Annotated in this window: 26 protein-coding genes; 14 read left to right on the forward strand and 12 right to left on the reverse strand. The window is 33.0% G+C overall.

All coding sequences use genetic code 11. The features are described from left to right. Positions 1-110: 110 nt before the first annotated feature. Positions 111-1148, reverse strand: coding sequence for a serine hydrolase (locus N5D90_RS03425; protein ID WP_280061566.1), 1038 nt, complete (start codon positions 1146-1148; stop codon positions 111-113). 139 nt (positions 1149-1287) lie between these two features. Here N5D90_RS03425 and N5D90_RS03430 point away from each other — a divergent pair, with 139 nt between their 5' ends. Further along, positions 1288-1614, forward strand: a complete 327-nt coding sequence (locus N5D90_RS03430; protein ID WP_125349744.1) for a hypothetical protein — start codon at positions 1288-1290, stop codon at positions 1612-1614. Positions 1615-1654: 40 nt separating this feature from the next. Here the strand turns inward: N5D90_RS03430 and N5D90_RS03435 are convergent, their stop codons facing one another. Further along, a complete protein-coding gene (locus tag N5D90_RS03435; protein ID WP_280061567.1) occupies positions 1655-2758 on the reverse strand; it encodes a patatin-like phospholipase family protein in 1104 nt (367 codons plus the stop codon). A 51-nt stretch (positions 2759-2809) separates the two neighbouring features. Here N5D90_RS03435 and N5D90_RS03440 point away from each other — a divergent pair, with 51 nt between their 5' ends. Continuing rightward, positions 2810-3691 (forward strand): helix-turn-helix transcriptional regulator, encoded by an 882-nt coding sequence (locus N5D90_RS03440; protein WP_280061568.1) that lies wholly within the window; start codon positions 2810-2812, stop codon positions 3689-3691. Here the strand turns inward: N5D90_RS03440 and N5D90_RS03445 are convergent, their stop codons facing one another. Further along, a complete protein-coding gene (locus N5D90_RS03445; protein ID WP_280061569.1) occupies positions 3692-4126 on the reverse strand; it encodes a hypothetical protein in 435 nt (144 codons plus the stop codon). It lies immediately after the preceding gene. 145 nt (positions 4127-4271) lie between these two features. Here N5D90_RS03445 and ccoG point away from each other — a divergent pair, with 145 nt between their 5' ends. Then, positions 4272-5726, forward strand: coding sequence for a cytochrome c oxidase accessory protein CcoG (ccoG, locus tag N5D90_RS03450; RefSeq protein ID WP_280061570.1), 1455 nt, complete (start codon positions 4272-4274; stop codon positions 5724-5726). Between the two features lie 59 nt (positions 5727-5785). On the opposite strand, the gene N5D90_RS03455 is transcribed toward ccoG, so the two are convergent. Further along, positions 5786-6109, reverse strand: a complete 324-nt coding sequence (locus N5D90_RS03455) for a HopJ type III effector protein (protein ID WP_280061571.1) — start codon at positions 6107-6109, stop codon at positions 5786-5788. A 156-nt stretch (positions 6110-6265) separates the two neighbouring features. Here N5D90_RS03455 and N5D90_RS03460 point away from each other — a divergent pair, with 156 nt between their 5' ends. After that, positions 6266-6586, forward strand: a complete 321-nt coding sequence (locus N5D90_RS03460; RefSeq protein WP_280061572.1) for a hypothetical protein — start codon at positions 6266-6268, stop codon at positions 6584-6586. A 327-nt stretch (positions 6587-6913) separates the two neighbouring features. Here the strand turns inward: N5D90_RS03460 and N5D90_RS03465 are convergent, their stop codons facing one another. Continuing rightward, on the reverse strand, positions 6914-7402 hold the full coding sequence (locus tag N5D90_RS03465) for an SPOR domain-containing protein (protein ID WP_280061573.1): 489 nt from the start codon (positions 7400-7402) through the stop codon (positions 6914-6916). A 415-nt stretch (positions 7403-7817) separates the two neighbouring features. On the opposite strand from N5D90_RS03465, the gene N5D90_RS03470 reads away from it, so the two are divergent. From N5D90_RS03470 to N5D90_RS03495, 6 genes are read left to right on the forward strand one after another with little or no spacing between them, the layout of a single operon-like run. Then, positions 7818-9236 (forward strand): c-type cytochrome, encoded by a 1419-nt coding sequence (locus tag N5D90_RS03470; protein ID WP_280061574.1) that lies wholly within the window; start codon positions 7818-7820, stop codon positions 9234-9236. Positions 9237-9258: 22 nt separating this feature from the next. After that, positions 9259-12420: a TAT-variant-translocated molybdopterin oxidoreductase gene (locus N5D90_RS03475; RefSeq protein ID WP_280061575.1), complete on the forward strand. Its 3162-nt coding sequence runs from the start codon at positions 9259-9261 to the stop codon at positions 12418-12420. A 34-nt stretch (positions 12421-12454) separates the two neighbouring features. After that, entirely contained in the window at positions 12455-13858 is a 1404-nt protein-coding gene (nrfD, locus tag N5D90_RS03480; RefSeq protein ID WP_038336919.1) for an NrfD/PsrC family molybdoenzyme membrane anchor subunit, read from the forward strand. Further along, on the forward strand, positions 13839-14408 hold the full coding sequence (locus tag N5D90_RS03485) for a DUF3341 domain-containing protein (protein WP_221627898.1): 570 nt from the start codon (positions 13839-13841) through the stop codon (positions 14406-14408). Before nrfD ends, N5D90_RS03485 begins: the two co-directional genes overlap by 20 nt. Continuing rightward, positions 14408-15088, forward strand: a complete 681-nt coding sequence (locus N5D90_RS03490) for a cytochrome c (RefSeq protein ID WP_280061576.1) — start codon at positions 14408-14410, stop codon at positions 15086-15088. The genes N5D90_RS03485 and N5D90_RS03490 overlap by 1 nt, the downstream gene beginning before the upstream one ends. A gap of 18 nt (positions 15089-15106) precedes the next feature. Continuing rightward, positions 15107-16444 (forward strand): hypothetical protein, encoded by a 1338-nt coding sequence (locus N5D90_RS03495; protein WP_114999477.1) that lies wholly within the window; start codon positions 15107-15109, stop codon positions 16442-16444. Positions 16445-16521: 77 nt separating this feature from the next. On the opposite strand, the gene N5D90_RS03500 is transcribed toward N5D90_RS03495, so the two are convergent. Continuing rightward, entirely contained in the window at positions 16522-16833 is a 312-nt protein-coding gene (locus tag N5D90_RS03500) for a hypothetical protein (protein ID WP_114999479.1), read from the reverse strand. A gap of 124 nt (positions 16834-16957) precedes the next feature. On the opposite strand from N5D90_RS03500, the gene N5D90_RS03505 reads away from it, so the two are divergent. Then, entirely contained in the window at positions 16958-17263 is a 306-nt protein-coding gene (locus N5D90_RS03505; RefSeq protein ID WP_280061577.1) for a hypothetical protein, read from the forward strand. A 57-nt stretch (positions 17264-17320) separates the two neighbouring features. Here the strand turns inward: N5D90_RS03505 and N5D90_RS03510 are convergent, their stop codons facing one another. Both N5D90_RS03510 and dnaG read right to left on the reverse strand, forming a co-directional pair. Further along, entirely contained in the window at positions 17321-17812 is a 492-nt protein-coding gene (locus N5D90_RS03510; protein ID WP_221408230.1) for a septal ring lytic transglycosylase RlpA family protein, read from the reverse strand. A gap of 247 nt (positions 17813-18059) precedes the next feature. After that, complete coding sequence (gene dnaG / locus N5D90_RS03515) at positions 18060-20006, reverse strand: DNA primase (RefSeq protein WP_280061578.1); 1947 nt, start codon at positions 20004-20006, stop codon at positions 18060-18062. Between the two features lie 165 nt (positions 20007-20171). Here dnaG and N5D90_RS03520 point away from each other — a divergent pair, with 165 nt between their 5' ends. The 3 genes from N5D90_RS03520 (at position 20172) to sucD (ending at position 23006) form a co-directional block, all read left to right on the forward strand. Then, entirely contained in the window at positions 20172-20954 is a 783-nt protein-coding gene (locus N5D90_RS03520) for an META domain-containing protein (RefSeq protein WP_280061579.1), read from the forward strand. Between the two features lie 88 nt (positions 20955-21042). After that, positions 21043-21969 carry a UDP-3-O-(3-hydroxymyristoyl)glucosamine N-acyltransferase gene (locus N5D90_RS03525; RefSeq protein WP_114999484.1) on the forward strand — a complete coding sequence of 309 codons (927 nt, stop codon included), beginning with the start codon at positions 21043-21045 and terminating at the stop codon, positions 21967-21969. Between the two features lie 167 nt (positions 21970-22136). Continuing rightward, positions 22137-23006: a succinate--CoA ligase subunit alpha gene (sucD, locus tag N5D90_RS03530; protein ID WP_038337297.1), complete on the forward strand. Its 870-nt coding sequence runs from the start codon at positions 22137-22139 to the stop codon at positions 23004-23006. Between the two features lie 177 nt (positions 23007-23183). Here the strand turns inward: sucD and N5D90_RS03535 are convergent, their stop codons facing one another. The 4 genes from N5D90_RS03535 to N5D90_RS03550 all read right to left on the reverse strand — a co-directional run bounded on the left by N5D90_RS03535 (position 23184) and on the right by N5D90_RS03550 (position 25912). Further along, positions 23184-23843 carry a DUF4240 domain-containing protein gene (locus N5D90_RS03535; protein ID WP_280061580.1) on the reverse strand — a complete coding sequence of 220 codons (660 nt, stop codon included), beginning with the start codon at positions 23841-23843 and terminating at the stop codon, positions 23184-23186. A 248-nt stretch (positions 23844-24091) separates the two neighbouring features. After that, positions 24092-25228 (reverse strand): glutathionylspermidine synthase family protein, encoded by a 1137-nt coding sequence (locus N5D90_RS03540; RefSeq protein ID WP_280061581.1) that lies wholly within the window; start codon positions 25226-25228, stop codon positions 24092-24094. A 9-nt stretch (positions 25229-25237) separates the two neighbouring features. Beyond that, a complete protein-coding gene (locus tag N5D90_RS03545; RefSeq protein ID WP_280061582.1) occupies positions 25238-25627 on the reverse strand; it encodes a hypothetical protein in 390 nt (129 codons plus the stop codon). A gap of 6 nt (positions 25628-25633) precedes the next feature. Next, positions 25634-25912, reverse strand: coding sequence for a hypothetical protein (locus N5D90_RS03550; RefSeq protein ID WP_038337307.1), 279 nt, complete (start codon positions 25910-25912; stop codon positions 25634-25636). Positions 25913-26011: the final 99 nt, after the last annotated feature.

Raw genomic sequence — 26011 nt, forward strand, 5'->3', positions numbered from 1 at the left:
TTTATATTGAATTTCAATTGGTTAGATTTTATTCGTTTTAGTTGGAATTAAGATACAAATTTCCTACAAGGATAATACCAAAAATGTTGTTTTATAGTAACTTAATGGAATTATTGTGTCAAATCGTTTTCTAAAAGCAAATTTTTGAATTGTTTTTCGTAGAAATAATAATCTTCCGAATTATCTGGCATTATATTTTGCAAGACAACCAAACTAACTTTTGATTTTGGGAAATAGATATTTATCGCAGAAAAACCATCTCCTAATCCCGTATGTCCAATGTAATTGATGTTATTTTCAGTCACATTTCTGATGTTATAGGCATAACCTTGTGGCGTTTTTCCAAAAACATCATGTTGCGAAAGAGTAGAAGGCGTGATCAAAAGTTGATACGTTTCGGGTTGTAGAATTTTACCATTGTGTAATAAATTATTCCATTTTACTAAATCATTCGCAGTAGAAATAATTCCATCTGCAGGTAAATTTTCTTCATTAATCAAGGTTTGATAATTTGGAATAAGCGAATCATTTCGATAAAAATATGCTTGAGCCAATTGATGTTTTTCGCTTTCAGAATACACAAAAGTTTCTTTCAAACCAATCTCTTTTATCAGATTTGTCGCCAATTCTCTGAAAGTTTTATGCGTTACTTTAGTCAAAATTTTACCTAAAAGAACACATGAATAATTTCCATATTTGAAATCTGTTCCAGGTTTGAACAATAAAGGTTTTGTGATATCTTGGATTCCATGTGTATGATTAAGTAATTGATGTACAGTAACAGAATCTGCCCACGATTGAGTGATTTCTGGTAAATATGTTTTAATCGATTGTTGTAAATCAATTTTACCTTTTTCGACTTCTTTCAAAATTAATACAGATGTAAATAATTTCGAATTCGACATAATTTCAAATTGATTTGACTTATTTAGTGCAATTTTCTCTTCAAAATTCTTAAATCCGTGTACTTTTTCATAAATCGTTTTACCATTTTTGGAAACGATCACAACTCCATTAAAAGGAAATGAATGTTTTGAAAGGATAATTTTTTCGAAGTCGAGTTTTAATTGTGCGTTTTTTTGCGCGAAAATTGGTTGACAAATAAGATAAATTAATCCTAAAGTCAAGATTTTTAGAAGAGTTTTCATTTTTGTGTTTTGGTTGATGTAAAAGTAAAATATTATCTGTTTTGAAATTGATAATATTTTAAAATTCTCTTAAAACTTTTTAATTTTCATTGGTTAAACCAATATTCTTTTATTAAATTTGAGTCAAACAATTGAAGCTATGAGAAGAATTTTTTTTGAAAAAGATAGCCACAAAGACTACTTATTTGTTATAATTGATCACGAAAGAGAATTGGATCAAATTTATAAAGTGGATAATTTTACGGACGAAACTGGACGCGAATATGTGTACACGTTGATTGGTGAACGCAAAAAACTGAATGCAGATTTGTTGAAACCGCATGTTGTTGCGCTAGAGAATGGAAGTTATACAAATTACAATGGAGAGGGAATTGTAACAGATTGTCACGCGTGTTTAGAAAGTATTGTGGATAATAGAGGATTGAATCGAGAACAGGAAATATTTGTTTATGTTCGAAATAAATAGAAATTAGAAAAGGCTTTGAAATTTTACTCAAAGCCTTTTTTTATGAGATTTCAACTTGATTGAAAATTAATTTTTGAACCACTTCGTCCAAATGTTCTTTGTGTTTTGCTACATAATCATTGGCAACATCCAATAACGTTTTAATATTGCTGTTGGAAACATTTCCTAAATCCAATGCAGATTCTGGAATTTCAGGATTAAATCGATAATAATTTTGTTGGTATTTTGGTTTCAATAAAGAGAACATGCTTCTCATTTCTTGATCGACCATATCAACTCCGGTCGAAATAAAAATGTCTACCAAAGGATCTACCCATTTCGATTTTGAAATTCCTGTTAAATGTTCGTGTTTATAAGATTTTGCACGCGAACCATTTCCGAGAGAAATGATAATAAACTCTTGTAAAGGTGCTGTTCCATTATACTTTAATTCATCTTTGAAGTATTTATTGAAATTTATTTTTTGCGTTTCGATAAAACCAACAAAAGTCGGATTGTTTGCAAAAACACCACCATCAATACAACTAAATTCTTGATCAGCGAATGATTTTATTTTTGCAGGTTCAAAATAAGTTGGCGCAGCTGATGAAGCACGACAAATATCTTTGACATAAAAATTTCGGAAAGGAGAAATTCCATCAATCGAATTGAAAATTTTTGGTTTTTGGTGCTCGGTATCGTAAGAAACTATGGCGCAAGGACGAATCAAATCTTTTAACTCTGTCTCTCCAAAAACGATTTTCAATTGCTCTTCCAATACAAGCGTTGGTAAATTATCTTTCAGCACACTCAACGGATTATTGAGAATTGTCCAGAATGTTTTTGAAAAAATATTTTTCCCTTCGCCTAAATAAATATTCAACGCATCTGTAATCGAGTGTTTTGCTCTTTTTGGATTTTCGGTAGAAGGAGATAATAACAAAGAAGCAATTAAAGCACCAGTACTTGTACCTGCAATAAAATCGACATAATCGCCTATTTTAGCATTTTCGTCATGAATTTCCTTTAACTTATCTTCGATGTATTTTAAAATGACACATGATATAATTCCTCTAATTCCTCCGCCATCCAAAGAAAGTAAGACAATTTTTTTCTCTTTAAATTCCATTTTTGATGTTCTATTGCTTAAAGTTAAACTTTTCATTTTAAATATTCTCAATAGTATTTATTTTTACACTTGATAATTTGTTTCAAAATGACCAAAAAACTTTTCCCAACATACGATATCTGTAATCTGAATACCGAAAAAAATAGTAACGAATTATTTTCTGTTGATCGGTTTAGAGGTTATGTTGATAGTAATCCGCATTTGCAGGAAGTGCACAACCATAATTATTATCATTTGGTTTATTTTACTGAAGGTAGTGGCGAACACTTGATCGATTTTGAGAAGTTTGAGGCAAAATCTGGAACAATGTATTTTATGAAACCTGGACAAGTACACCAATGGTATTTTAAGGAAAAATATGATGGGTTTGTCGTGAATTTTTCTGATAATTTTTTCGATTGGATTGGAATTAATTCTTCCATTTTACAGAAATTTAGATTTTTACAATCTATTTTGGTGAAAGATCATGTGGTTGAAATTTCGCCAGATGTACAAGAAAAAATTTCAAGTTATTTTGAAGAAATGATAAATGAAAATCAAGAAAATAATCAATTCTCGAATTTAAAAATTGGTTTTCATTTGATGAATTTATTCATTGATATTGAACGTAGTTTGGAAGCTGTAAATGTCAAAACAAATGATTATCAATCGGTGTTGTTGCATAATTTTCAGTCACTTATTGAGCAAAATTTCAAGACTAAAAAATTACCAAAAGAGTATGCCGAATTGTTGTACATCACACCCAATCATTTGAATGCACTTTGCAAAGATGTGTTAACTACTTCGGCAGGTGAATTAATAAGAAGTCGCATTGTTTTAGAAGCAAAACGTTTGTTGGTAAATAAAGAAATTTCGGTCACTGAAATTGCTTATTTACTCAATTTTCAAGACGCTTCTTATTTTGTGAAATTCTTCAAAAAATACACAGAGTTTACGCCAGAACAATTCAGAAAACAATATTACTCGTAGTTACTTTAAATTGTATTTTACCGGAATATTAAAACTCACTTTTACTGGATTTCCGTCTACTAAAGCAGGTTTTATTTTGGTTGCACTTTCTTCTTGTTCACGATTTATTTTGTATAATATCTGTGTCGAAATTCTTGCTAAAGTTTCATTTCCTTGGGAAGTTACATTGGTGAAGTTTCCGTTTTCATCAATCACAAAAAATAATTTTGCGAAATAATCTCCTGAACCTTTTAAGATTTTATCCAATTTTATATTCGTTAATCGCTGCGAAACATCTTCTGTTAGTTTGTTTTCAAAACACTCCGAATAATTGTCTGTAGAATCTTCGCAGCTCGGATGAATAGCGAATTGAGAGACATTTTTTGTGTTATGTATTTCTTGCGCATATAAACTATTTGCAAAGCATAATGTGATAAAATAAATTAAAATTCTCATACTAGGTAGTTTAGGGGTTTTAGGTCTATTTTTTTATGAATTAATGATTTATATCAATCCGTAAATATTACCATAAATACCATAAATAGTGCCAAAGTTTAGTGTTGATGTAGCGGTAAATTTGCATAGATATTAAGTAAATGGTATGAGTGATGTAAAGCATGATACAACGCAACTTGGGTTCGAAAAAGAGAACGAGCAGTTTAGATCCGAAGTCGCTACAATGGATAAAAAAGGGACACGAAAATGGGTGTATGCTAAGAAACCTTCTGGTAGATACACGAATTATCGTACAATTGTTTCTTCGGTTTTATTGATTTTATTGGTTGGTTTACCTTTTATAACATTACCGAATGGAAATCCTATTTTTAAGTTTGATGTGTTCAATACAAATTTCATTTTATTCGGTTATCCGTTTTTTACCACAGATTTTTTCTTATTGGCATTCGGAATGATTGTGAGTGTTGTTTTTATTATTTTATTTACAACAGTTTATGGACGATTATTTTGCGGATGGTTATGTCCTCAAACCATTTTTATGGAAAGTGTTTTTAGAAAAATTGAATATTGGATAGAAGGCGATCGAAGCAAACAAATTCGTTTAGATAAACAAGAATGGAACGAAGAGAAAATTCTGAAAAGAGGAGGAAAGTGGATTGTATTTTATATGTTGTCATTTTTCTTTTCGAATATCTTATTGGCGTATATCATCGGAATGGATGAATTAATCAAAGTGATTACCGAAGGTCCATCAGAGCATGGTGGTTTATTATTCGGAATATTTATTTTTAGTGTTTTATTTTATTTTGTTTTCGCTTGGTTTCGTGAGCAAGTTTGTACGTTGGTTTGTCCTTACGGGAGATTTCAAGGTGTTTTGATTGACAAAAAAACGATTCAAGTTTCGTATGATTTTAAACGTGGTGAAAGCACAAATGGACGTTCAAAATTCAGAAAAGGCGAAGATCGTGTTGCTGCAGGAAAAGGAGATTGTATCGATTGTGGTCAATGTGTGGCGGTTTGTCCTACGGGAATCGATATCAGAAATGGTTCTCAGTTAGAATGTATCAATTGTACAGCTTGTATGGATGCTTGTGATGATATTATGACGAAGATTAATTTGCCAACAGGATTAATAAAATATGCTTCCGAAGAAAATATCGAACAAGGAAAATCATTCAAAATAACTGCAAGATTAGTCGCGTTTACGTTAGTTTTGGTTGCGATGATTTCTGCAATGACGATTTTTATGTTGAATAGAAGTGATGTTGAGGTAAAATTTTTACAAGTTCCAGGAAAAGATTATGTTGTAGAAGGCGATTATATTATCAATACGATGCAATATAGTTTGATGAACAAGACAAATGAAACGTACAAATTAGTTGTAAATGTGAACGGTTTCAAAGGTGGCAAAACCGTGTTGTTGGTCGAGCCTGATAAATATATAAAGATAGACGAAGGCGAATTGAAGCAAGGTTTAATTGATATTAAAATTCCGAAAAGTGAACTGAAATCGTATAAAGTTCCTGTTATTTTGGAGTTGAAAGATTTGAAAGGAAAAACCATCGATCATTATACGATTAGTTTTATGGCTCCTTTTTAGTTGAATAGAAAAACGTCTTACAACATGTAAGACGTTTTTTTGCGACTATAATTTCGAGATTATTTCTTTGTCAACACTTCGTTTTCAAATTTTACTCCATCCCAACCATTTTGCATAAACTGACGAATGTTGTTGTGATCTGTTCCTTCTGGCGTTTCTAAAACCGCTTGATAATGTTCTGCAAATAATTTTAAGGTATCATCTTCAGAAAAATTATTCAATTTTGCGAACGCAAAAACTTTTGCACTTCCTTGATTTTGATCGATAGCATTTTCCTGATTTCCATTTACAAATGCAGACGCTGTATAACTATAATTTTCTTCGATATGTGCGATAACATCAGCAAAATTTGCTTCGTTTTGGTTTAATTTTTCTAAAATCATTTTATCTTTTTGTCAAAAATAAGAACTTATTTCGAATACAATAAATCATTAAGTATGTTAATTTTTTTATGTCGTTAAATAGTTAACGTATGTTTAACAACTTTCTGTCTATTAATTAATTAGATTTATATTATTAACTAAATAAAAATAAATTTTATGTTCGAAAGAAGGCAATTTAATTATGAAACGTCAAGTGTAGCACTACGCGAGCTTGCAGAAAAAGGATATCAAGAAGATTTTAATTTATTAGAAAGTGATTTGATTGATCATCCGCACGATTTTAAGATTATTTACATCTATCGTTACGAAGGAAATTCGAGTCCCGAAGATGAATCGAGTGTTTATGGAATCGAGAAAATTTCAACTGGAGAAAAAGGTGTTTTAGTTGCAGGTAATTTAGGATTTGTACAAACTAATTTAGCATCGATTTTAATTCAGTTAGAAATAGAAGGAAGAGGAGTTATTCTCAAAAACTAAATTTTAACTTATGAATCGACTACTAAATATTACCATTAAAATATAAAAAAGCGTTACCAAGATTATTGATAACGCTTTTTTTATGTTTTCGAATAAATTTTAAATCTGTAAAAGAAGTTAATCGTTTTCTATTTTTAGTAATTGTCTATATTCAGAAAAACGATGCTCGCGAATAGGTCTTATAAAAGGTTCTGTTTTGAAATATAAAACTAAACATGGAGAAATATTTTTATATTTTTCTACAAATTCAAACGAAACTAATTCACCATTCTTTATTCGCTGTTTTATTTTGTTGTGATAAGGATACATTTTCCTTTTTATAAACTATTACTTCGCTTTTCTACACAAAACTTTGAATGGAATAGAAAAAGCACTATTATATTTTGATTTCAAACGACGAATATCTCTCGAAGCAGATGCTCTTGTAAAATAATCTCCAACTAAAACGCGATAATCTGGCGAGAAATAAGCCGTCTGAGCCGATAAATCCGGATAAGAACTTGAAAATTCATTTCTTACTTTTTCCGCATCTTTTCTATCTTTCGAATAATAAATCTGAATTTTGAAACCACTTACTTGTGGCGTTCCAGCACAGGGATCATTAGATTGTACAACAGGTTTTTTTTCCGTAACCTTTTTTACAGGAGCAGTATACGTACAAACCGCATCTTCTTTGGTTTTTAATACAGTATTTATTCGGCTATCAATTTCCATATTCAATGTACCATTATTAATGATTTGAACAGTGTCTATTTTTTCTTGGGCAAAAATGCTCGAAGAAAAAGTGATAAGGAATAAAAAGATAAATTTTTTCATAGGATGAAATTAATTTGTGCAAATATACTTTTTAGAATTAAGTTATTAAATTTTATAGACTTTTATTTTCTTACAACGAATATTGTTCCAATTTTTTTTGTGAATACTAATTAATGATGATAAAACTATAAAATTGATTGACAGTTTTTAATAAAAAGAACTTTGATTATTTTTTAAATTATGTTAAATAGCAAATTTTCTTGTTCTAAATCTTTTCTATCAAATCAAATAGATAATATTTATACAGCGATATTTTTTAACAATTAATTTAGAAACGTTTTAAATTAAGCTCAATGACAAAGTTCAGTATGTAAACTTTATGATTTTATTAAGTATTGAAGCTATTTTTGCTGTTAGTTAAGTGTTCAAATAAAAACGAGTTAAAAGAAACAACGAACTGAGATTATTTAAGTAAATGAAGGCAAGATTTCTAAAAAGAATACGTTTATGGAGCTGCGCGATAATACTATCGACGTTCTCCCTAGCAAATGCCCAAGATGCAGGTAAAGGTTACGAGTTATTCGAGGCCAACTGTACAGCATGTCACCAGATTGATGGTGAGTTAATTGGGCCGGAATTACGTGATGTTGAGAAACGCGTACAAGAGCAAGCTGGACTTGGAAAAGAGTGGTTACACGCTTGGATTAAGGACAACAAAGCTTTGCGCGAATCTGGAGATGCGTATGCAAACAAAATTTATGCTGATTACAATAACACTGAGATGTTAGCTTTTCCTAACTTATCAGAAGGTGATATTGATAATATTTTGGCATATACAGCAGATCCTGATGCAGGAGTGAAAGCTTTTGAGGAAGCTAAAGCTTTGAAAAAGAAGGAAGCTGCAGATAAAAAAGCTGCTGAAGCTGCACAAGGTGGGGGAGCAAGTACAGGGATTATCGCTGTAGGTTTTGTAGTTTTAGCTGCATTGTTATTGTGGATTTTAGTTCGCGTTAATGCATTAGTTAAAGCAACAGCTACAGAAGATTTAAATTCTGAAGATGAGCAAGCTGCTTTTTCTTTTGCTGACTTCTTCCAAAAATACCAAAAAGTTGGTAGTGTATTAATTGCTGTATTAGCATTCTTAGCATTGTACAATGTGTATTGGGGATTAATGGGTATAGGTGTTGATAAAGGTTACGAACCAGAACAACCTATCTACTTCTCTCATAAAGTTCACGCAGGCGTACAAGGTATAGACTGTCAATATTGTCATAGTTCAGCGAAATACGGTAAAGTGTCTGGAATTCCTTCACCAAACGTGTGTATGAACTGTCACAAAACAATCAAAGAATACAAAGGAGATTACTTCGAAGAAGAACTAATCACTTCTGGTAAATTCGCTGATGAAGACGCTGTTAAAAACTTCTATACAGGAGAAATCCAAAAAATGTATAAAGCGATAGGATGGAATCCAGAAACGAACAAATACGATGGTCCACAAAAACCAATCGAATGGGTACGTATCCACAATATGCCAGATTTCGTGTTCTTTAGCCACGCGCAACACGTTGTAGCAGGAGAGAAAGCGATTAAGAAAGCGATTAAAGATGGAACTATTCCAAATGCTAAAGAATTGAACATTGGATCAGGAGACCAAGTTTGTTTCGCATGTCACGGACGTGTTGATGAAATGAACGAAGTAAAAATGGCGAATGATTTCACAATGGGATGGTGTATCGAGTGTCACAGAACTACTGAGGTAGATATGGACAACGAGTATAACAAAGAATATTACGCAGAACTACACGAAAAATTGAAAAAACAGTACGGTGACGCAACTAAGATTACAGTTGATGCTATCGGAGGTTTAGAGTGTGGTAAATGTCATTATTAATATAAAAAAGAGAGGAGTATAAATGGCTTCGAAGAAAAATTACTGGAAAAGTTTTGAGGAGTTAACTGACAATACATTAAATGAAAAGTTAACTACCAACGAATTTGCAGAAGAAATTCCTGTAGATAATTTCTTAGGGAATGATAACGCCATGGAGAATAGTCAAACTTCACGACGTGACTTTTTGAAGATTTTAGGGTTCAGTACAGCTGCTGTTACTTTAGCAGCCTGTGAAGCTCCAATCGTAAAATCTGTTCCTTATGTAGTGAAACCAGAAAATATTATGCCTGGTGTACCTACTTATTATGCATCTACAATTTTTGATGGATACGATTACGCGAACGTATTAGTACGTACAAGAGAAGGTCGTCCAATTAGAATTGATGCAAACAAAGGCGCAAAATATTATGGTTCTACAAATGCACGTGTTCAGGCATCTGTATTATCATTATACGATTCTGATAAAATAAAATCACCTTTAACAAACGCAGGTGAAAACTTCAAAGCAACATCTTGGAAAGAGCTTGATGCACGTGTAACTAAAGCATTAGCATCAGTAGGAGGGAAAAAAGTAGTTATTTTAACTTCATCTTTACCTTCGCCAACAACTAAAAAGTTGATTGCTGAGTTTGCAACAAAATATCCAACAACTCAACACGTTGTTTATGATGCAATTTCTTCTACGAATGCATTAGACGCAGCGCAAGAAGTTTACGGAAAAAGAGAATTGCCATTCTACGATCTTAAGAATGCTGAATTAGTTGTTTCTTTCAACGCAGATTTCTTAGGTGATTACAATGGTGGTGGAATGGAAGGTGATTATGGTGTTGCTCGTAAACCAGGAGCAAACATGATGCGTCACATCCAAGTAGAATCTGTTTTATCTTTAACAGGTGCAAATGCTGATACACGTTATCCATTAAAACCAACTGATACTGAAAAAGTATTGGCTGAAGTTTATACTAAATTAGCAGGTGGTTCAGCTTCTTCTAAAGAAGCATTAGCTATTGCTGCTGAATTAACAGCAAAAGGTTCTAAAGCGGTTGTTATGGCAGATGGTTCGAAAGAAGCATACGCAATTGCATACGCAATTAACCAATTGTTAGGATCAGCTGCAGTTTCTGATAAAGCTGTTTTATTAAAAGAGTCTAACGATGCTGTATTTAATCAATTTGTTGCAGAAGCTAAAGCTGGACAAGTTGGAGTTTTATTAAACTTCCAAACAAATCCAATTTACAATGCTAAAAATGCAAAAGAAATTGAAGCCGCTTTCAAAAACATTGGACTTAAAGTTGGTTTAGTTGAAAAATTAGACGAAACTGCATCAGTAATGGACGTTATTGCTCCAGTTACTCACGGTTTAGAGTCTTGGAATGATTTCAACCCATTAACAGGTGTATATTCATTACAACAACCAACAATTCCACGTGTATTTGATTCTCGTCAATTCCAAGATTCATTAATCTCATGGATGACAGGAGTAACTAAAGTAACAGAAGTAGAAGATCCAAATGATCCAATTATGGTGATGGCGGTTTCTGCAACAAGACAAAAAGTTTCTCCATATTACTTATATGTAAAACAAAACTGGGAATCAGCTATTTTACCAAAATTAGGTGTAGATTTCAACAAAGCATTATACAATGGTTATAATGAAGCGACTGAAACATCTGCATTTACTGCTAACACTGGTGTTGCTGCAGCGGCTGCTACAAAATTAGTTGGAGCTAAAGCAACAGAATGGGAAATTCAATTCTATTCTAAAGCTGGTTTAGGAGATGGTACACAAGCAAACAATCCTTGGTTACAAGAATTACCAGATCCAATTACACGTAACTCTTGGGATAACTATTTAACAGTTAATCCAAATGATGCGGAAAAATTAGGAATCAAAATTCAAGATAACTACAACGTTACAAACGGAAGAATGCAATTTGACGGTGAGTATGTAAACTTAACTGTTAATGGAGTAGTTTTAGAAAACGTTCCAGTATTCATCCAACCAGGTCAAGCAATTGGAACTGTAGGTTTAGCTTTCGGTTACGGTCGTACAAAAGCTGGTAAAGTTGCAAACAATGTAGGGGTTAATGCTTTCGCATTATATACTGGTAACATAGGTGTATCTAATGTTAAGATTGAAAAATCTTCTCGTTCAGATAAACACGAATTTGCTAACATGCAACAGCAACCAACATTGATGGGACGTTACGAAATCGCAAGAGAAGTTTCTTTAGCTGATTTCATCAACACAGATCGTCAAGAATGGAATCCAGTTGCGAAGATGCCAACATGGAGAGGAGATTCTCCAGTAGGTGAAGTTGACTTATGGGCTAGTTTTGATCGTTCTACAGGACCTCACTTCAATTTAACAATTGATATGAATTCTTGTACAGGATGTGGAGCGTGTGTAATTGCTTGTCAAGCAGAAAACAACGTACCAACTGTTGGTAAAGAGCAAATGCGTATGTCGAGAGATATGTATTGGTTAAGAATTGACCGTTACTACTCTGATGTTACTTACCAAGATAAAGACGGAAAATTAACTCAAAAAGTTGCGTTAGAATCTGATCCAGATAACGAACCACAACAATATACACGCTTAATTAAGCCAGAGGCTGAAAATCCAGATGTGATTTTCCAACCATTAATGTGTCAACACTGTAACCACGCTCCTTGTGAGACTGTGTGTCCAGTAGGTGCAACATCTCATGGTCGTCAAGGTCAAAACATGATGGCTTATAACCGTTGTGTTGGTACTCGTTACTGTGCAAATAACTGTCCTTACAAAGTACGTCGTTTCAACTGGTTTAACTGGGCAAATAATGACAAATACGACTTCCACATGAACAATGATTTAGGTCGTATGGTACTTAACCCAGACGTTGTTGTACGTACACGAGGAGTAATTGAGAAATGTTCATTCTGTATCCAACAAACTCAAGCTGCAATCTTAAAAGCTAAGAAAGAGAACAGAGTAGTTAAAGACGAAGAGTTTATGGCTGCTGCTGCTTGTGCTGCTGCTTGTGGAACAGGTGCGATGAAATTTGGTGATATCAATGATGATAAATCTGAAGTAAGAGCAGCATCGAAAGATAAACGTTCTTATGTTTTATTAGAAGAAATTGGTACAAAACCAAACGTTATCTATCAAGTAAAAGTTAGAAACAGAAAAGAACAAGCTTAATTAAATTAGTAAAGAATTAATAAGGTAAACAAATATGTCACATTACGAATCACAGGTAAGAGAACCCCTTATTTTAGGACATAAAACCTACCACGATATCACAGTAGACATTGCTCGTCCAATTGAGACGCCAGCAAGTAAATTGTGGTGGACATGTTTCAGTATAGCAATGGTTGCATTCATCTTTGGTGTTGGAGCAATTGCTTATACAGTAGGAACTGGTATTGGTGTATGGGGATTGAATAGAACGATTAACTGGGGTTGGGATATCACCAACTTCGTATGGTGGGTAGGTATCGGTCACGCTGGTACGTTAATCTCAGCCGTTTTATTATTATTCCGTCAAAAATGGAGAATGTCGGTTAACCGTTCTGCGGAAGCCATGACGATCTTCGCCGTTGTACAGGCAGCGTTATTCCCTGTAATTCACATGGGTCGTCCATGGTTAATGTACTGGGTATTCCCAATTCCTAACCAATTTGGATCTTTATGGCCTAACTTTAACTCACCATTATTATGGGACGTATTCGCGATTTCTACGTATTTCTCTGTATCAACAGTTTTCTGGTTGATGGGATTAATTCCTGACTTCGCTATGGTACGTGACCGTGCAACAAAACCATTCGCTAAGAAAATCTACGGAATCTTATCATTCGGATGGGGTGGTGGAGCAAAACACTGGCAACGTTTCGAAGAGTTATCTTTGGTATTAGCTGGTTTATGTACACCATTAGTATTCTCGGTACACACGATTGTATCTTTTGACTTCGCAACGTCGGTAATCAAAGGATGGCACTCAACAGTATATCCTCCATATTTCGTTGCCGGAGCTATTTTCTCTGGTTTCGCGATGGTACAAACATTATTAAGTGTAATGCGTAAAGTTTTACACTACGAAGATTATATCACACGTAAACACATCGAGTACATGAACATTGTAATCGTTGTAACAGGTGGTATGGTTGCAGTAGCATACTTAACAGAGTTATGGATCGCTTGGTATTCAGGATCTCGTTATGAAGACTTTACATACTTCTCTCCAGGAGCAGCAACAGGACCTTATTGGTGGGCATTCTGGGCGTTAATTATCTGTAACGTTTTAGTACCAGGATTATTATGGATTCGTCCAATCAGAAGAAACTTCTTCTGGACATTCGTTATCTCTATCGTAGTTAACATCGGTATGTGGTTCGAGCGTTTTGATATTATCGTTATCAACTTATCTCGTGACTATTTACCATCGAGCTGGACAATGTTTATGCCTTCATGGGTAGACGTAGGTATCTTCTTAGGTACTATGGGATTCTTTTCTGTGTTATACTTATTGTACGCACGTACATTCCCAGTTATTTCACAATCTGAATTAAAAACTATTTTGAAATCATCAGGCGAAAGCTATAAAAAACATCATACTGAAGATGAGCATCACGAACACTAAAATCGTTTATGGTCTTTACGGAGACGATGATGATTTATTAAAAGCAGTAAAATCTATTCGTAAACAAGGTATTACGATAGATGAAGTATATACACCTTTCCCTGTACACGGTTTAGATAAAGCCTTAGGATTAAAGAAAACTCGTATTTCTGATCTTGCTTTCTTCTACGGTGCATTTGGTACAACGTTAGCATCTTTGATGACATGGTTTATTATGAACCATGACTGGGCTCAAGATATTGGAGGGAAACCATCTTTTTCTTGGGGTGAGAATATGCCAGCTTTCGTTCCTATTATGTTCGAGTTGACAGTATTCTGTGCAGCGCACTTTATGTCATTAACATACTTAGTGCGTAACAAAATGTACCCAGGAGCTAAAGCTAAAAACCCAGATCCACGTACAACAGATGATAAATTCTTAATCGAAATCAGAACTGCTGATGTTGAGAAAATCAAAAATGTATTTGTAGAAACTGGTGCTGAAGAAGTAACTGTAAAAGGTGATGTAGTCGTAGAACCAAGTGTTAACAATTTAGTACAAGAAGCATAATGAAAAAGATAGCATTACTTATAGGATTAGGAAGTATTATTATCACTTCTTGTTCTGATAAAAAACGTCACGCAAGTATCGTATATATGCCAGATATGTATTATCCTACGGCATATGATCCTTACGAAAAGGCAACTTTTGGTTACCCTCATGACGAAGAAAACTCTGAAGTTCCTGTATTAAATAAAAATCATAATATGTCTGCATTAGAATCTGTAGAAGGTGCTGTTGCAAGAACAGATGGTGATATTTTACCATGGACTTTCAAAAACAATAACGCTGGTTATGCACAAGCAAAAGCAGTAACTGTTTCTCCTTTGAATGCCGCTAACAAAGCTGCAGACTTAGAAAGAGGTAAGTTATTGTTTGGACAAAACTGTGCAGTTTGTCACGGTGACGCTGGTGATGGACAAGGATCAATCGTAAAATCTAAAGCTTATTCAGGTGTTCCTAATTATAGCGAAAGAGATGTTACAGTAGGTTCTGTTTATCATGTAATTATGTACGGAAAAAATGCGATGGGTTCTTACGCATCTCAATTGACTCCTGCAGACCGTTGGAGAGTTGCTGAATATGTAATGAGTTTGAAAGGTGCTACTACAGCTGCCGCTGCTCCTGCGGGAGACGCAACTACTGAAGCAAAACCTGCAACAGAAACTGAAACAGCAACTAATAAATAATAAAATAAGTTAATTATTATGCAATATACATTTTCCCCAAGATTAAAAAATGCATCACTTATCTTAGCTGTTATAGGTGTTGTACTTTACGGGATAGGATTTTTCTTACATCAACAAGATGTTGCTAATTCAACTGAATATATTAACGGTTTGATTGAAGCTCACCCAACTCAATTTTTTGGTGACTACATTTCAGATTCTTATGCATCTATGAACACAGATCATGCTGGACACATGGAGCATTTGACAAATTTATTGAAAAACAGACCTTGGGCTGCTTTCTATGTACCAGCTTATTTATCGTTTGGTATTGCGGCGTCTGCGTTGTTTTTCTTATGTATTCAATTCGTAGCTAACGCTGGTTGGTCTATGGTAGTATCTCGTGTTATGGAGGCTATCGCATCATTTTTACCAGTAGGTTCTGTACTTGTAGCTATCATCGTTTTAGGATCTTATTTTCACATGAATCACTTATTCCACTGGATGGATGCTGATTTAATAAATCCTGATAGCGAGAAGTATGATATCTTCATGGCGAACAAAGCTCAACTTTGGTTAAGCCCTAACTTCTGGTTAGTACGTTGTGTTATTTACTTAGTAGTATTATCTTTAATGTTACCAGTAATTAAAAACGCAACACGTAAATTAGATGAGACAAACGGAGACTTAAAAGTGTACGCTCAATTGTACAAAAAATCAGTAATTTACTTAGTGATTTTCGCAATTTGTTCTGCAGCATTTGCTTGGGATTTCGTGATGTCTTTAGATCCACACTGGTTCTCTTCATTATTTATGTGGTACGGAATGGTTTCATACTTAGTTTCTGCGGTTTCTATTATGGCAATTATTTCTATCTACTTAAAAAGAAAGAACGCTTTACCATTATTTAATGATAACCACTTACATGATTTAACAAAATACATGTTCGGTTTCTCATTATTATGGTCTTACTTATGGTTCTGTCAATTCATGTTACAATGGTACGCAAACATTCCTGAGGAAGCTCAATACTTCCAACAACGTATGGCGCAATACCCATTATATTTCTGGATGTTGATCATTAACTTAGTAGCCCCATTCTTGATTTTAATTTCATCAAGCATGAAACGTCGTTACCAAATCGTTTTCGCGATGGGATTCGTTATCATCTTTGGACACTACTGGGATTTCTACAACCAAATTATGCCTGCAGCAGTTGGACCATTCCACAACTTTGGTTTAATGGAAATTGGAGCATTAGTTGGAATCGGAGGATTATTTACATTCGTAGTTATGAATGCAGTTTCTAAATTAAACTTAGAAGCAAAAGGTCACCCTTACTTCCACGAATCAAAAATTTATGAATATCCTTTCTAATCAGAAAGATGTTATAAAACCTAAAAAGCTCGATGCATTTGCATCGAGCTTTTTTTATTTGATTAATAATTGTTATTTTATTCTTGAATTGTTCTACGTTTTATTTCCAAATCAACCAAGAAATGATCGACATCGTCATCTGTTGATAGATTTCCAACCACGTAAACACCTTTGTCTCCGTTTTGATTATTAATTATACCATAAACCGAAGACTCATCATCAGGATCAGACATTCCTTCGTAACGATAAATGCATACGATATCAAAGATTTCAGGGGCTTGTTTTAATTGATTTTTTTCGATATTATAGTCAATAGTAAAACCATTTTCTTTTAGTTCGTCTAAAGCTTCGTTCGTTGTTTTGTAGCGGTATTGGATTTTTTCTTTCATAATTTTAATAGTTTAATTATTGATTTTCAAATACTATTCCAATCAGTATATTCATTAAAATATTGTAAAGTCTTTTTTGGTAAGGTTATTGTCTTATCTCAAAATGAATATAATGAATATGATTATGAAACTAACAGTATTAAAAAAAATCAACTTGATTGCCTTTTTTGCTTTCGCTGCTTTATTTTTGGTATCGTGTGATGGTTCTACAACTATATATGGGTTAGAGCATCAGCATAAACACAAAAAGAAGTATAAGAAATATCCGAAATACGAAGTGAGATATGACGACCATCGTAGCTTACCACCAGGTCAACACAAAAAGGTACATGGTGATAAATCTGCAAAACGATATGCACCAGGTCAACAAAAGAAAAATAATGGAAATTATTATAAAAAGAAAGGACATCATAAACATCATGATGACTAAAATAAAAAAGGATTGAACATTGTTCAATCCTTTTCTTTTTAATATCTAAAAATTGTTTTACTCTACAACTTCCATTTCTACGTTCAATGTTCCCGCATTAGTAGAACCTATAGAAGTAAACGCTGCTTTACTCAAATCCAATAAACGAGATTTTGTATGTGGTCCTCTATCGTTTATTTTTACAACAACAGATTTTCCATTACTTGTATTGGTTACTTTGACTTTTGTACCGAATGGTAAAGTTTTGTGTGCTGCAGTTAAATTGTTTTTGTTATATAACTCGCCACTAGAAGTTTTTTTACCGTGAAATTTATCAGCATACCAGGATACAATTCCACTTACTTTTTTTCCAGCTTTTTCAACAATTTCCGAAATCGCAGTATTATCTGTTTTGTTAAAATCTGAAAATTTATTGATTAAATTAAGTTTCAAATTTTTAGTTATAGCAACTGGTAACGGATTTTCTATTGAAAAGTTTGATTTTCCTTTAGCTTGAGCCATTGGGATAATCATCAGCATTACTAATAATGTTAAAATATTCTTTGTCATTCTTTAGTTCTTTCTGAATCTTTATCTAAAATAAGCATAATAGATTTTGTTTGTACATGCATAGTTTTTTCTAATGTTTTTTAGAAAAGAAAAGATACCTAAATGTCTATGTTTAGTAGCTTTAGAAAGAATTGTTAACTATAAGTTAAAAATATAGTTACTTATTAAAATTTTTAAGAATTATTTACAATTATTGCGTAAATATTTATTAATCAACATTTTAATCTTTTAACAAGTAAATGTTAAATTAAATGATGCGATTAAGATGTTGATTTAAGATATTTTTTAATCCAGTAAAATGCATAATTTGTTGAAGAATTTGACTTGTTTCTTCGATTGATAATTCAGGATTTTTGGTTTGATGCATCAATTCTTTAATCATATTATCTATGTAAATAATTTTGAAGCGAAGTAAAACATCAAATAAATCTTTGTGCACAAATTCTTCTTTTTTCTTAATGTTGATGCCTTGCTTTACTGTCCAGTTTTCGCTTAAACTATGTTTTTCTAACATCATTTCCGAAGCAAGCTGTACAATTTCTGGATTGGTTAATCGAGAAAAATAAGTTCCTGTTCGCAATTCATCATTTTCCAAACCAACTTTCACTTCTTCTAAAATAGATTGATAAAGAGGATTACTTAAACTTAGCTCGTTTTCATCAAATTGAGAAATGATTTCCTGGTTAACTGTTGTTTTATATAGCTCGTTGTTCTCGTTTTTCAAATCAACTTCTAAATCACCAAATTGCATAATCAACTTAATGATTTCATTTTCTACAGTTTGCTGAACATTGATGACTTCTTTTGTAGACGGAACAACCGAAATAGCAGGTTTTTTCGTTCGCGCATTATCAGTAATATGAGAAGACGAAGATGTCGATTTATCTCCAGAATTTTGCAATTGAGCTAACTCTTTGAACAAAACTTCTTCTCGAATTTCCATAATTTTAGAAGTTTCTGCAATGTAAACTTCTTGCTTGATAATATTCGGAATAAGTGAAATTGATTTTACAATTTCTCTGATTAATTCAGCTTTTTTGATTGGATCATTCTTCGCATCTTCCAACAAAACATTTGCCTTGAAACGAATAAAATCGGAGGCATTTTCTTTTATATATGCTTCGATTTCTGTTGTTGAATGTTTTTTTGCAAACGAATCTGGATCTTCGCCTTCTGGTAACAAAAGAATTTTGACATTCATTTCTTGTTCCAAAATCATATCAATTCCACGGAAAGATGCTTTGATCCCAGCATTATCACCATCGTACATCACAATGATGTTCTCTGTCAAACGTTTTATCAAACGAATTTGTTCATTTGTAAGCGCTGTTCCAGAACTCGCCACTACATTTTGAATTCCTGCTTGATGCAACGACAAAACATCTGTATAACCTTCGACCAAAAAACATTGATCGGCTTTTGTAATGTATTGTTTTGCCTGAAATAATCCGTAAAGCGTTTTACTTTTATGGTAAATTTTATTTTCGGGAGAGTTTAAATATTTAGCAGCTTTGGCATCATTTCGCAAAATTCGTCCACCAAAACCTAATGTACGTCCCGAAAAACTATAAATAGGAAACATAACACGCTCGCGAAACTTGTCATATTTCTTATTATCTTCTTTGAAAGTTGCTAAACCAGCTTCTTCAATCAATTCTTTCGAATAACCATTTTTTAAGGCATATTCAGCAAAAGCATCCCATTGTTTTGGTGAATAACCAAGTTCAAATTTATCGATGGTTTCTTTGGTAAAGCCACGTTCGCGGAAATAACTTAATCCAATCAAATTTCCTTCTTCCGAATTATGCAATTGATTAGTGAAGAATTTCTTCGCAAAATCAGTCAAGATATATAAACTTTCGCGGTCTTTTTCCTCTTGTTGTTGTTCAAAAGTATATTCACCATCTTCTTCAATCTCGATGTTATAGCGTTTTGCCAACCATCGCAACGCTTCTGGATAAGTAAATTGTTCAACTTCCATCAAAAAAGTCACAACATTTCCACCTCTTCCAGAAGAAAAATCTTTCCAGATTTGTTTGGCAGGTGAAACAACAAAAGAAGGCGTTTTTTCGTTCCCAAAAGGCGAGAGTCCTTTTAAGCTAGAACCTGCACGTTTTAAGGTTACAAAATCACCAACAACTTCTTCTACACGAGCTGTTTCGAAAATTATATCTATCGTTCTTTGAGAAATCAAATTGAATTATTTTTAGCGAATTGAATAAACAAATTATTTCTCAAAATTAAAACAAATTCTTTACTTGGCTCCATCTTTTCAAAACCTTTGTAGAAACGAATTTTAACATTTTTGAGATTTTGGTATGATATTCGTATATTAGACTGAAACTTGAAATTAAATTTTATGAAATCAACAATTTTAAAAATATCTTTTGCAGCAATTTTAGCAACAGGATTTTTAACATCTTGTTCTACTGTAAATAATGTGATAGGTAATACTGAAAACACAAATAACAACTCTATTTTAGGAAAATGGGAGTTGAGCCAAATCAATTTTATGAAGGCAGGTTCTATTGCAGAAGCTTATCCAATGGGAACTCCTTACCTTAATTTTATTTCGAATAGTATGTTAAATGCTTCGGATGGTTGTAACACTTTGAATGGAGGAGTTACAATTTCTGGAAATGAAATTACATTTGGTAATATGATGTCTACGATGAAAGCTTGTCAAAATGTAGAAGATTCTAATTTCAGTTCAAAATTAAACGGAAAATTAAAATACTCTATTTCAGATAATAAATTATTATTAATTCAAGGAGATATTGTCATCATGACTTTTGTTCGTCCTGGTACTTTAGCAGGTTCTTGGGAATTAGAAGAATTTATTGGTAAAGATAGAAGTGCAAAATCATTAGACGATCGTTTCCCAAATCAAAAACCTACATTAACATTCCAAAATAACAAGGTTTCTGGTAATGATGGATGTAATAATTTGACAGGAGCTTATGTAGCAGTAGGCAATTCATTGACAGTAAAAAACATCGCAACAACGCGTATGGCTTGTCAAGGTGTAGATTCTGATGCTTTTGGAGAGCGTTTTAATAATGTAAATAAATACGAAATTGTAGACGGAAAATTAGTTTTGTTTGCAAATGATGTTAAAACAATGGTTTTCAAGAAAAAATAATAGAATTCAATTCATAAATCATTAAAGCTGTCATTTTTTGACAGCTTTTTTATTTTTATATTTGTAGACTTTTTAAAAGGAGAAAAAGATGAAATTTCCACAAACACATCAATTAAAAGATATAGCATCAATTATCGATGCGAAATTTATTGGAGACGAAAATTTTCCAGTAGAAGGAATCAATGAAATTCACCGTGTAGAAGCGGGAGATATAGTTTTTGTTGATCATCCAAAATATTATGATAAAGCGTTACAATCGAATGCAACAATTGTTTTGATTAACAAAGAAGTTGATTGTCCAGAAGGAAAAGCTTTGTTGATTTCTGATGATCCTTTTCGTGATTTTGTCAAAATTGGACAACATTTTATGGCGTTTGAAGCTGCTACAAAACAAATTTCTGATTCTGCAGAAATAGGTGAAGGAACAATTATTCAGCCAGGTGCATTTATTGGAAATCATGTTAAAATTGGAAAAAATTGTGTGATTCATTCTAATGTTTCAATCAATGATTATGCAATTATCGGAGATAATGTAATTATTCGTTCGGGAACAGTTTTAGGAGCTGATGCATTTTACTACAAAAACCGTGAAACAGGTTTTGATCGTTTAAAATCTGTCGGAAATGTTATCATCGAAAATAATGTAGAAATTGGTGCGAATTGTACGATAGATAGAGGAGTTTCTGCGTCTACAATTATTGGAGAAGGAACAATTATGGATAACTTAATTCAGATTGGTCATGATACAATTATCGGTAAAAAATGTTTGATTGCTTCGCAAGTCGGAATTGCTGGTTGTGTAAATGTAGAAGACGAAGTTTCTATTTGGGGACAAGTTGGGATTACAAGTGGTGTAACAATCGGTACAAAAGCGGTGTTATTAGCACAAGCTGGAGTTAGTAAATCTTTGGAAGGTGGAAAAACATATTTTGGTTATCCAGCAGAAGAGGCTCGTGGCTTGTATAAAAAAATGGCTGTCACAGAGATAATGGTTCGCGATTACAAGAGAAAATAAAATACTTTATAGAATATATTTGCAGCCGACCGTTTGGTCGGCTTTTTTTTATGATAAATATCTTATACTTTTTTGTCCTGTTCTAATAAAGACTTAGTGTATTTTTTACATTGAATATTTTTTAAAATGCAAAACTCCTTTTATATTTGTGTAAATTAAAAATCACAATGTCTGTATTAGTAAACAAAGATTCAAAAATAATCGTTCAAGGTTTCACAGGGAAAGAAGGAACTTTTCATGCTGAGCAAATGATTGAATATGGAACACAAGTAGTAGGTGGTGTAACTCCAGGAAAAGGTGGACAAACTCACTTAGGGTTACCAATTTTTAACACAGTAAAAGATGCTGTTGATCAAGCAGGAGCAGACGTTTCTATTATTTTCGTTCCACCAGCATTCGCTGCTGACGCTGTAATGGAAGCTGCAGAAGCAGGTATCAAAGTAATTATTTGTATTACAGAAGGTATTCCAGTAGAAGATATGGTAAAAGTACAAGCTTATGTTGACCAAAGAGATGTAACATTAATCGGACCTAACTGTCCTGGTGTTATTACTTCTGAGGAAGCTAAAGTTGGTATTATGCCAGGTTTCATTTTCAAAAAAGGTAAAGTTGGTATCGTTTCTAAATCAGGAACTTTAACTTACGAAGCTGCTGATCAAGTTGTAAAGGCTGGTTACGGAATTTCTACAGCGATCGGAATTGGTGGAGATCCAATTATTGGAACAACAACAAAAGAAGCTGTTGAATTATTTATGAATGACCCAGAAACTGAGTGTATCGTAATGATTGGTGAAATTGGTGGACAATTAGAAGCTGAGGCTGCTCGTTGGATTAAAGCAAATGGAACTAAACCAGTTGTAGGATTTATCGCAGGACAAACTGCACCAAAAGGTCGTACAATGGGACACGCTGGAGCTATCGTAGGTGGAGCTGATGATACAGCACAAGCTAAAATGGCAATTATGGAAGAATGTGGAATCCACGTTGTTGCATCTCCTGCTGATATCGGAGCTACAGTAGCAAAAGTTTTAGGATAAGAATATTCTTAATCAAAATAGTAAAGGAACTCAAATTTGAGTTCCTTTTTTTATTTTAAAATATTTTTGAAGTATGTTCTTGAAACGAGTTCAAGATGACTGAGTAGTTTAGAGCAATCTGAGATTCTTCGACAGGTTTAGAATAATAACTTTATTAAGTTAAATTTAGAAAAAAAACTACAAAAACTCATCCTCATCGTCAAAATCATCTTCCATTTCGTCATCGTCTGGAGAATAATCTTCGATAAAAACTTTGAATAATCTTGGGCAAATGATTTGCAAATTGGTTAAATTTTCGTCATCCCAATCAAACTCAGGTTTTGGAGATTTTTCGGTATAAAATTTAAAACATTCTTTGTCTACAAAGTCAATAATCTTGTGTTCGAATTTTTCGTAGAAAACATCATCAGCGATTAAATGAAAATCTTCAAATTCATATAAATCATCTTCGTTAAAGCCTTCATTAAAATAATCGGCTAAATTATCAGGATTCAAAATTGCTTTTTCAAACAATTCTTGTCCTTGTGAAATAATCCAATTTTTGAAATAATAGAAATGCGTAGGATCTGTATCGTCATTCATAATACAAGCTGCACACCATATTTCAGGCGAATGTAATGAATACGAATAGAACTCTAATCGAAGTTGAAACCCAATAATGTCCTCGGCAGTTAGATCTTCTAATTCTTGCTCCAAAGCCTTTTCTTGATCTTGCAAATTATTGGCATTGAGCAAAGAATTTTCTATAATTTGCCAAAACAAATCTTCTTCGAGCATACGCGAAACGCGCTCTGTAGGAAGGGTTGAAGAGTTAAACAAATCATCTAAAAAATCCATATTTCTACTTTTTGGTTTGTATTTAGTTGGTTTTGATTCGTAAAAAATTATCTAACGTTTTATTTCTTAAACCTTTAATTGATAAAACATTTTAACAGAATCTTTTTATAATTTATGAAATAAATACGATGAAACCTACGAATTTTTAAACTATTTGCAATTTTTGAGCTAATTATTTGATTTTGTTTAAAGTAAAAAGTCTAATTCGGGGTGGAATTAGACTTTTTGATATTTGTTATTTTAAATATTTATTCAATAATATGTGGAACAAATCTACTTTTATCGGTTGTAATAAATTGGTCACTTTCGCGGAACGTAATTCCACAAGATTCTTGTCCAATCATCCAACTTCCGATAATGGTATAACCTGTTTCTTCGTGATGTAAATTAGCCAAAGCTTGATAAATAAAACCTTCTTCTCCATATTCGCCCAAAGTTTGCTCCGAAATAGTTCCGTTTTTTACAACTTCTATATTTGCACCTTCACGCGATAACAATGGTTTTTTGACATAATTTTTTAGCTCTTTTGGTGAATCTGCATAAGCTTCTAACAACAACGGATGATTTGGATATAATTCCCATAAAATAGGTAAAATAGCTTTGTTTGAAAGAATCATTTTCCAAGCTGGTTCTATCCAATTTGCGTTGATTTCATCATTTTTTATGTTGTACGCAAACAACTCGTTCATCATCCATTCCCACGGATAAAGTTTGAAAATATCTGTAATTGGTTCTTCTTCTAAATCAACAAAATTGACATTATTCCAACCGATTTCGTCAACGTAAATTAATTTGGTATTAATTCCAGCTTGTATTGCACAATCTCTGATATATTCGATATTTGTCAAATCTTCTAACGATTCTCTCACACAAGAAAAATGCAAGGTTTCACCTTTCAAATAAGGTTTTAACATTTTCCACGTTTCAATTAATTTATCATGAACAGAGTTGAATTGATCTTTCGTTTCTCCAAAATAATTCTCCATCCAAAGCCATTGTACAACACCACATTCGAACAACGAAGTTGGCGTATCAGCATTGAATTCTAACAGTTTCAATTGATTGTTATCATAAGCAAAATCAAAACGTCCATAAATACTTGGCGCATCATTTTCCCATGTATCAATCAAATAAGGTTGAATAAATTTTGGAATTTTAAATTCGTCCAAACGATTATTTTGAATCACATGTTCCACAGCATTCAAGCACATTTCCCACAATTCGTTTGTCGCTTCAAAGATTTTATCCGCTTCTTTTTCTGAAATCGAATAGTAATAATCTTCTACCCAATAGGTTTGTTTATTTTCGTCTGTATGATAACCAAAGCCGATATTTTCTAACCTTTCTTGCCAGTTTTCGTCCGCTTTTATTCTTTTTAATTGCATAAAATTTGTTTAAGATGAAACTGAACGAGAAGAAGCAGATTTTCCGAATCCACCACGAACAGTTTGACTTTTGTACGCTTGTGCTTTTGCCGCGTTTGTTCCGACATTAGATTGTTGATGTAAACCTTGACTTGCATAGCCCATTCCACCACCAGTTAAGCTCCGAAAAGCCATAAACCAAAGCAACGAACTCCCCATTCCGCCGTGATGTGAACCACCAGAATGCGACGAATAATTTGACGTGACATCTGTGTAAGGCGCAGTAGAATCTGCACGCATATATACCTTTTGCGCATTGTTCGTAACGGGTGTTTCTTCACGATTCATACATGAACTAAGAACCGAAGAAATTAACACTAAAGTCACAACTTTACTTGCTCTTTTTTCTCTTTTATTCATGATAGATTATTGAATGGTTACGTAAATAGGAATTTTGGTAGAATCGGTAGGAGTATATTGTTTGTGCGTAATCAATGTATCTACTTTTTCTGCAATCATCAAATCGTTTGACCAAATTTTTTGTTTGGTAATATGTAAAACAGAATCGCCTTTTGTTTCGGTTGTTAAAACAACTTCACGAGCAGATTTTTTATCAATTTGTTCTAAATTCTGATTTTCGTTTTGATTAGATTGACACGCAAAAAAAGTTGTCAATGGTAGTGTTATTAAAAGTATTTTTTTCATGTTTCTTAGACTTCTAACAAAGTTACATTATTTCACAAAAAAAGCACAATCCAGAAATTCTGAATTATGCTTTTTGAAAAAGTATAGTCTTATTATTTA

Source organism: Empedobacter sp. GD03797, assembly GCF_029842105.1.
GTDB classification, from domain to species: Bacteria; Bacteroidota; Bacteroidia; order Flavobacteriales; family Weeksellaceae; genus Empedobacter; species Empedobacter falsenii_C.

Excerpts from the sequence above, each read along its gene's own strand:
- N5D90_RS03520 (WP_280061579.1), top strand. The coding sequence starts at position 20,172 with ATGAAATCAACAATTTTAAAAATATCTTTTGCAGCAATTTTAGCAACA.
- N5D90_RS03445 (WP_280061569.1), bottom strand. The coding sequence starts at position 4,126 with ATGAGAATTTTAATTTATTTTATCACATTATGCTTTGCAAATAGTTTA.
- N5D90_RS03485 (WP_221627898.1), top strand. The coding sequence starts at position 13,839 with ATGAGCATCACGAACACTAAAATCGTTTATGGTCTTTACGGAGACGAT.
- N5D90_RS03540 (WP_280061581.1), bottom strand. The coding sequence starts at position 25,228 with ATGCAATTAAAAAGAATAAAAGCGGACGAAAACTGGCAAGAAAGGTTA.
- N5D90_RS03425 (WP_280061566.1), bottom strand. The coding sequence starts at position 1,148 with ATGAAAACTCTTCTAAAAATCTTGACTTTAGGATTAATTTATCTTATT.
- N5D90_RS03475 (WP_280061575.1), top strand. The coding sequence starts at position 9,259 with ATGGCTTCGAAGAAAAATTACTGGAAAAGTTTTGAGGAGTTAACTGAC.
- nrfD (WP_038336919.1), top strand. The coding sequence starts at position 12,455 with ATGTCACATTACGAATCACAGGTAAGAGAACCCCTTATTTTAGGACAT.
- N5D90_RS03435 (WP_280061567.1), bottom strand. The coding sequence starts at position 2,758 with ATGAAAAGTTTAACTTTAAGCAATAGAACATCAAAAATGGAATTTAAA.
- N5D90_RS03535 (WP_280061580.1), bottom strand. The coding sequence starts at position 23,843 with ATGGATTTTTTAGATGATTTGTTTAACTCTTCAACCCTTCCTACAGAG.
- N5D90_RS03465 (WP_280061573.1), bottom strand. The coding sequence starts at position 7,402 with ATGAAAAAATTTATCTTTTTATTCCTTATCACTTTTTCTTCGAGCATT.
- N5D90_RS03430 (WP_125349744.1), top strand. The coding sequence starts at position 1,288 with ATGAGAAGAATTTTTTTTGAAAAAGATAGCCACAAAGACTACTTATTT.
- N5D90_RS03550 (WP_038337307.1), bottom strand. The coding sequence starts at position 25,912 with ATGAAAAAAATACTTTTAATAACACTACCATTGACAACTTTTTTTGCG.
- N5D90_RS03490 (WP_280061576.1), top strand. The coding sequence starts at position 14,408 with ATGAAAAAGATAGCATTACTTATAGGATTAGGAAGTATTATTATCACT.
- sucD (WP_038337297.1), top strand. The coding sequence starts at position 22,137 with ATGTCTGTATTAGTAAACAAAGATTCAAAAATAATCGTTCAAGGTTTC.
- N5D90_RS03500 (WP_114999479.1), bottom strand. The coding sequence starts at position 16,833 with ATGAAAGAAAAAATCCAATACCGCTACAAAACAACGAACGAAGCTTTA.
- N5D90_RS03460 (WP_280061572.1), top strand. The coding sequence starts at position 6,266 with ATGTTCGAAAGAAGGCAATTTAATTATGAAACGTCAAGTGTAGCACTA.
- N5D90_RS03510 (WP_221408230.1), bottom strand. The coding sequence starts at position 17,812 with ATGACAAAGAATATTTTAACATTATTAGTAATGCTGATGATTATCCCA.
- N5D90_RS03455 (WP_280061571.1), bottom strand. The coding sequence starts at position 6,109 with ATGATTTTAGAAAAATTAAACCAAAACGAAGCAAATTTTGCTGATGTT.
- N5D90_RS03440 (WP_280061568.1), top strand. The coding sequence starts at position 2,810 with ATGACCAAAAAACTTTTCCCAACATACGATATCTGTAATCTGAATACC.
- N5D90_RS03525 (WP_114999484.1), top strand. The coding sequence starts at position 21,043 with ATGAAATTTCCACAAACACATCAATTAAAAGATATAGCATCAATTATC.
- N5D90_RS03545 (WP_280061582.1), bottom strand. The coding sequence starts at position 25,627 with ATGAATAAAAGAGAAAAAAGAGCAAGTAAAGTTGTGACTTTAGTGTTA.
- N5D90_RS03495 (WP_114999477.1), top strand. The coding sequence starts at position 15,107 with ATGCAATATACATTTTCCCCAAGATTAAAAAATGCATCACTTATCTTA.
- ccoG (WP_280061570.1), top strand. The coding sequence starts at position 4,272 with ATGAGTGATGTAAAGCATGATACAACGCAACTTGGGTTCGAAAAAGAG.
- N5D90_RS03505 (WP_280061577.1), top strand. The coding sequence starts at position 16,958 with ATGAAACTAACAGTATTAAAAAAAATCAACTTGATTGCCTTTTTTGCT.
- N5D90_RS03470 (WP_280061574.1), top strand. The coding sequence starts at position 7,818 with ATGAAGGCAAGATTTCTAAAAAGAATACGTTTATGGAGCTGCGCGATA.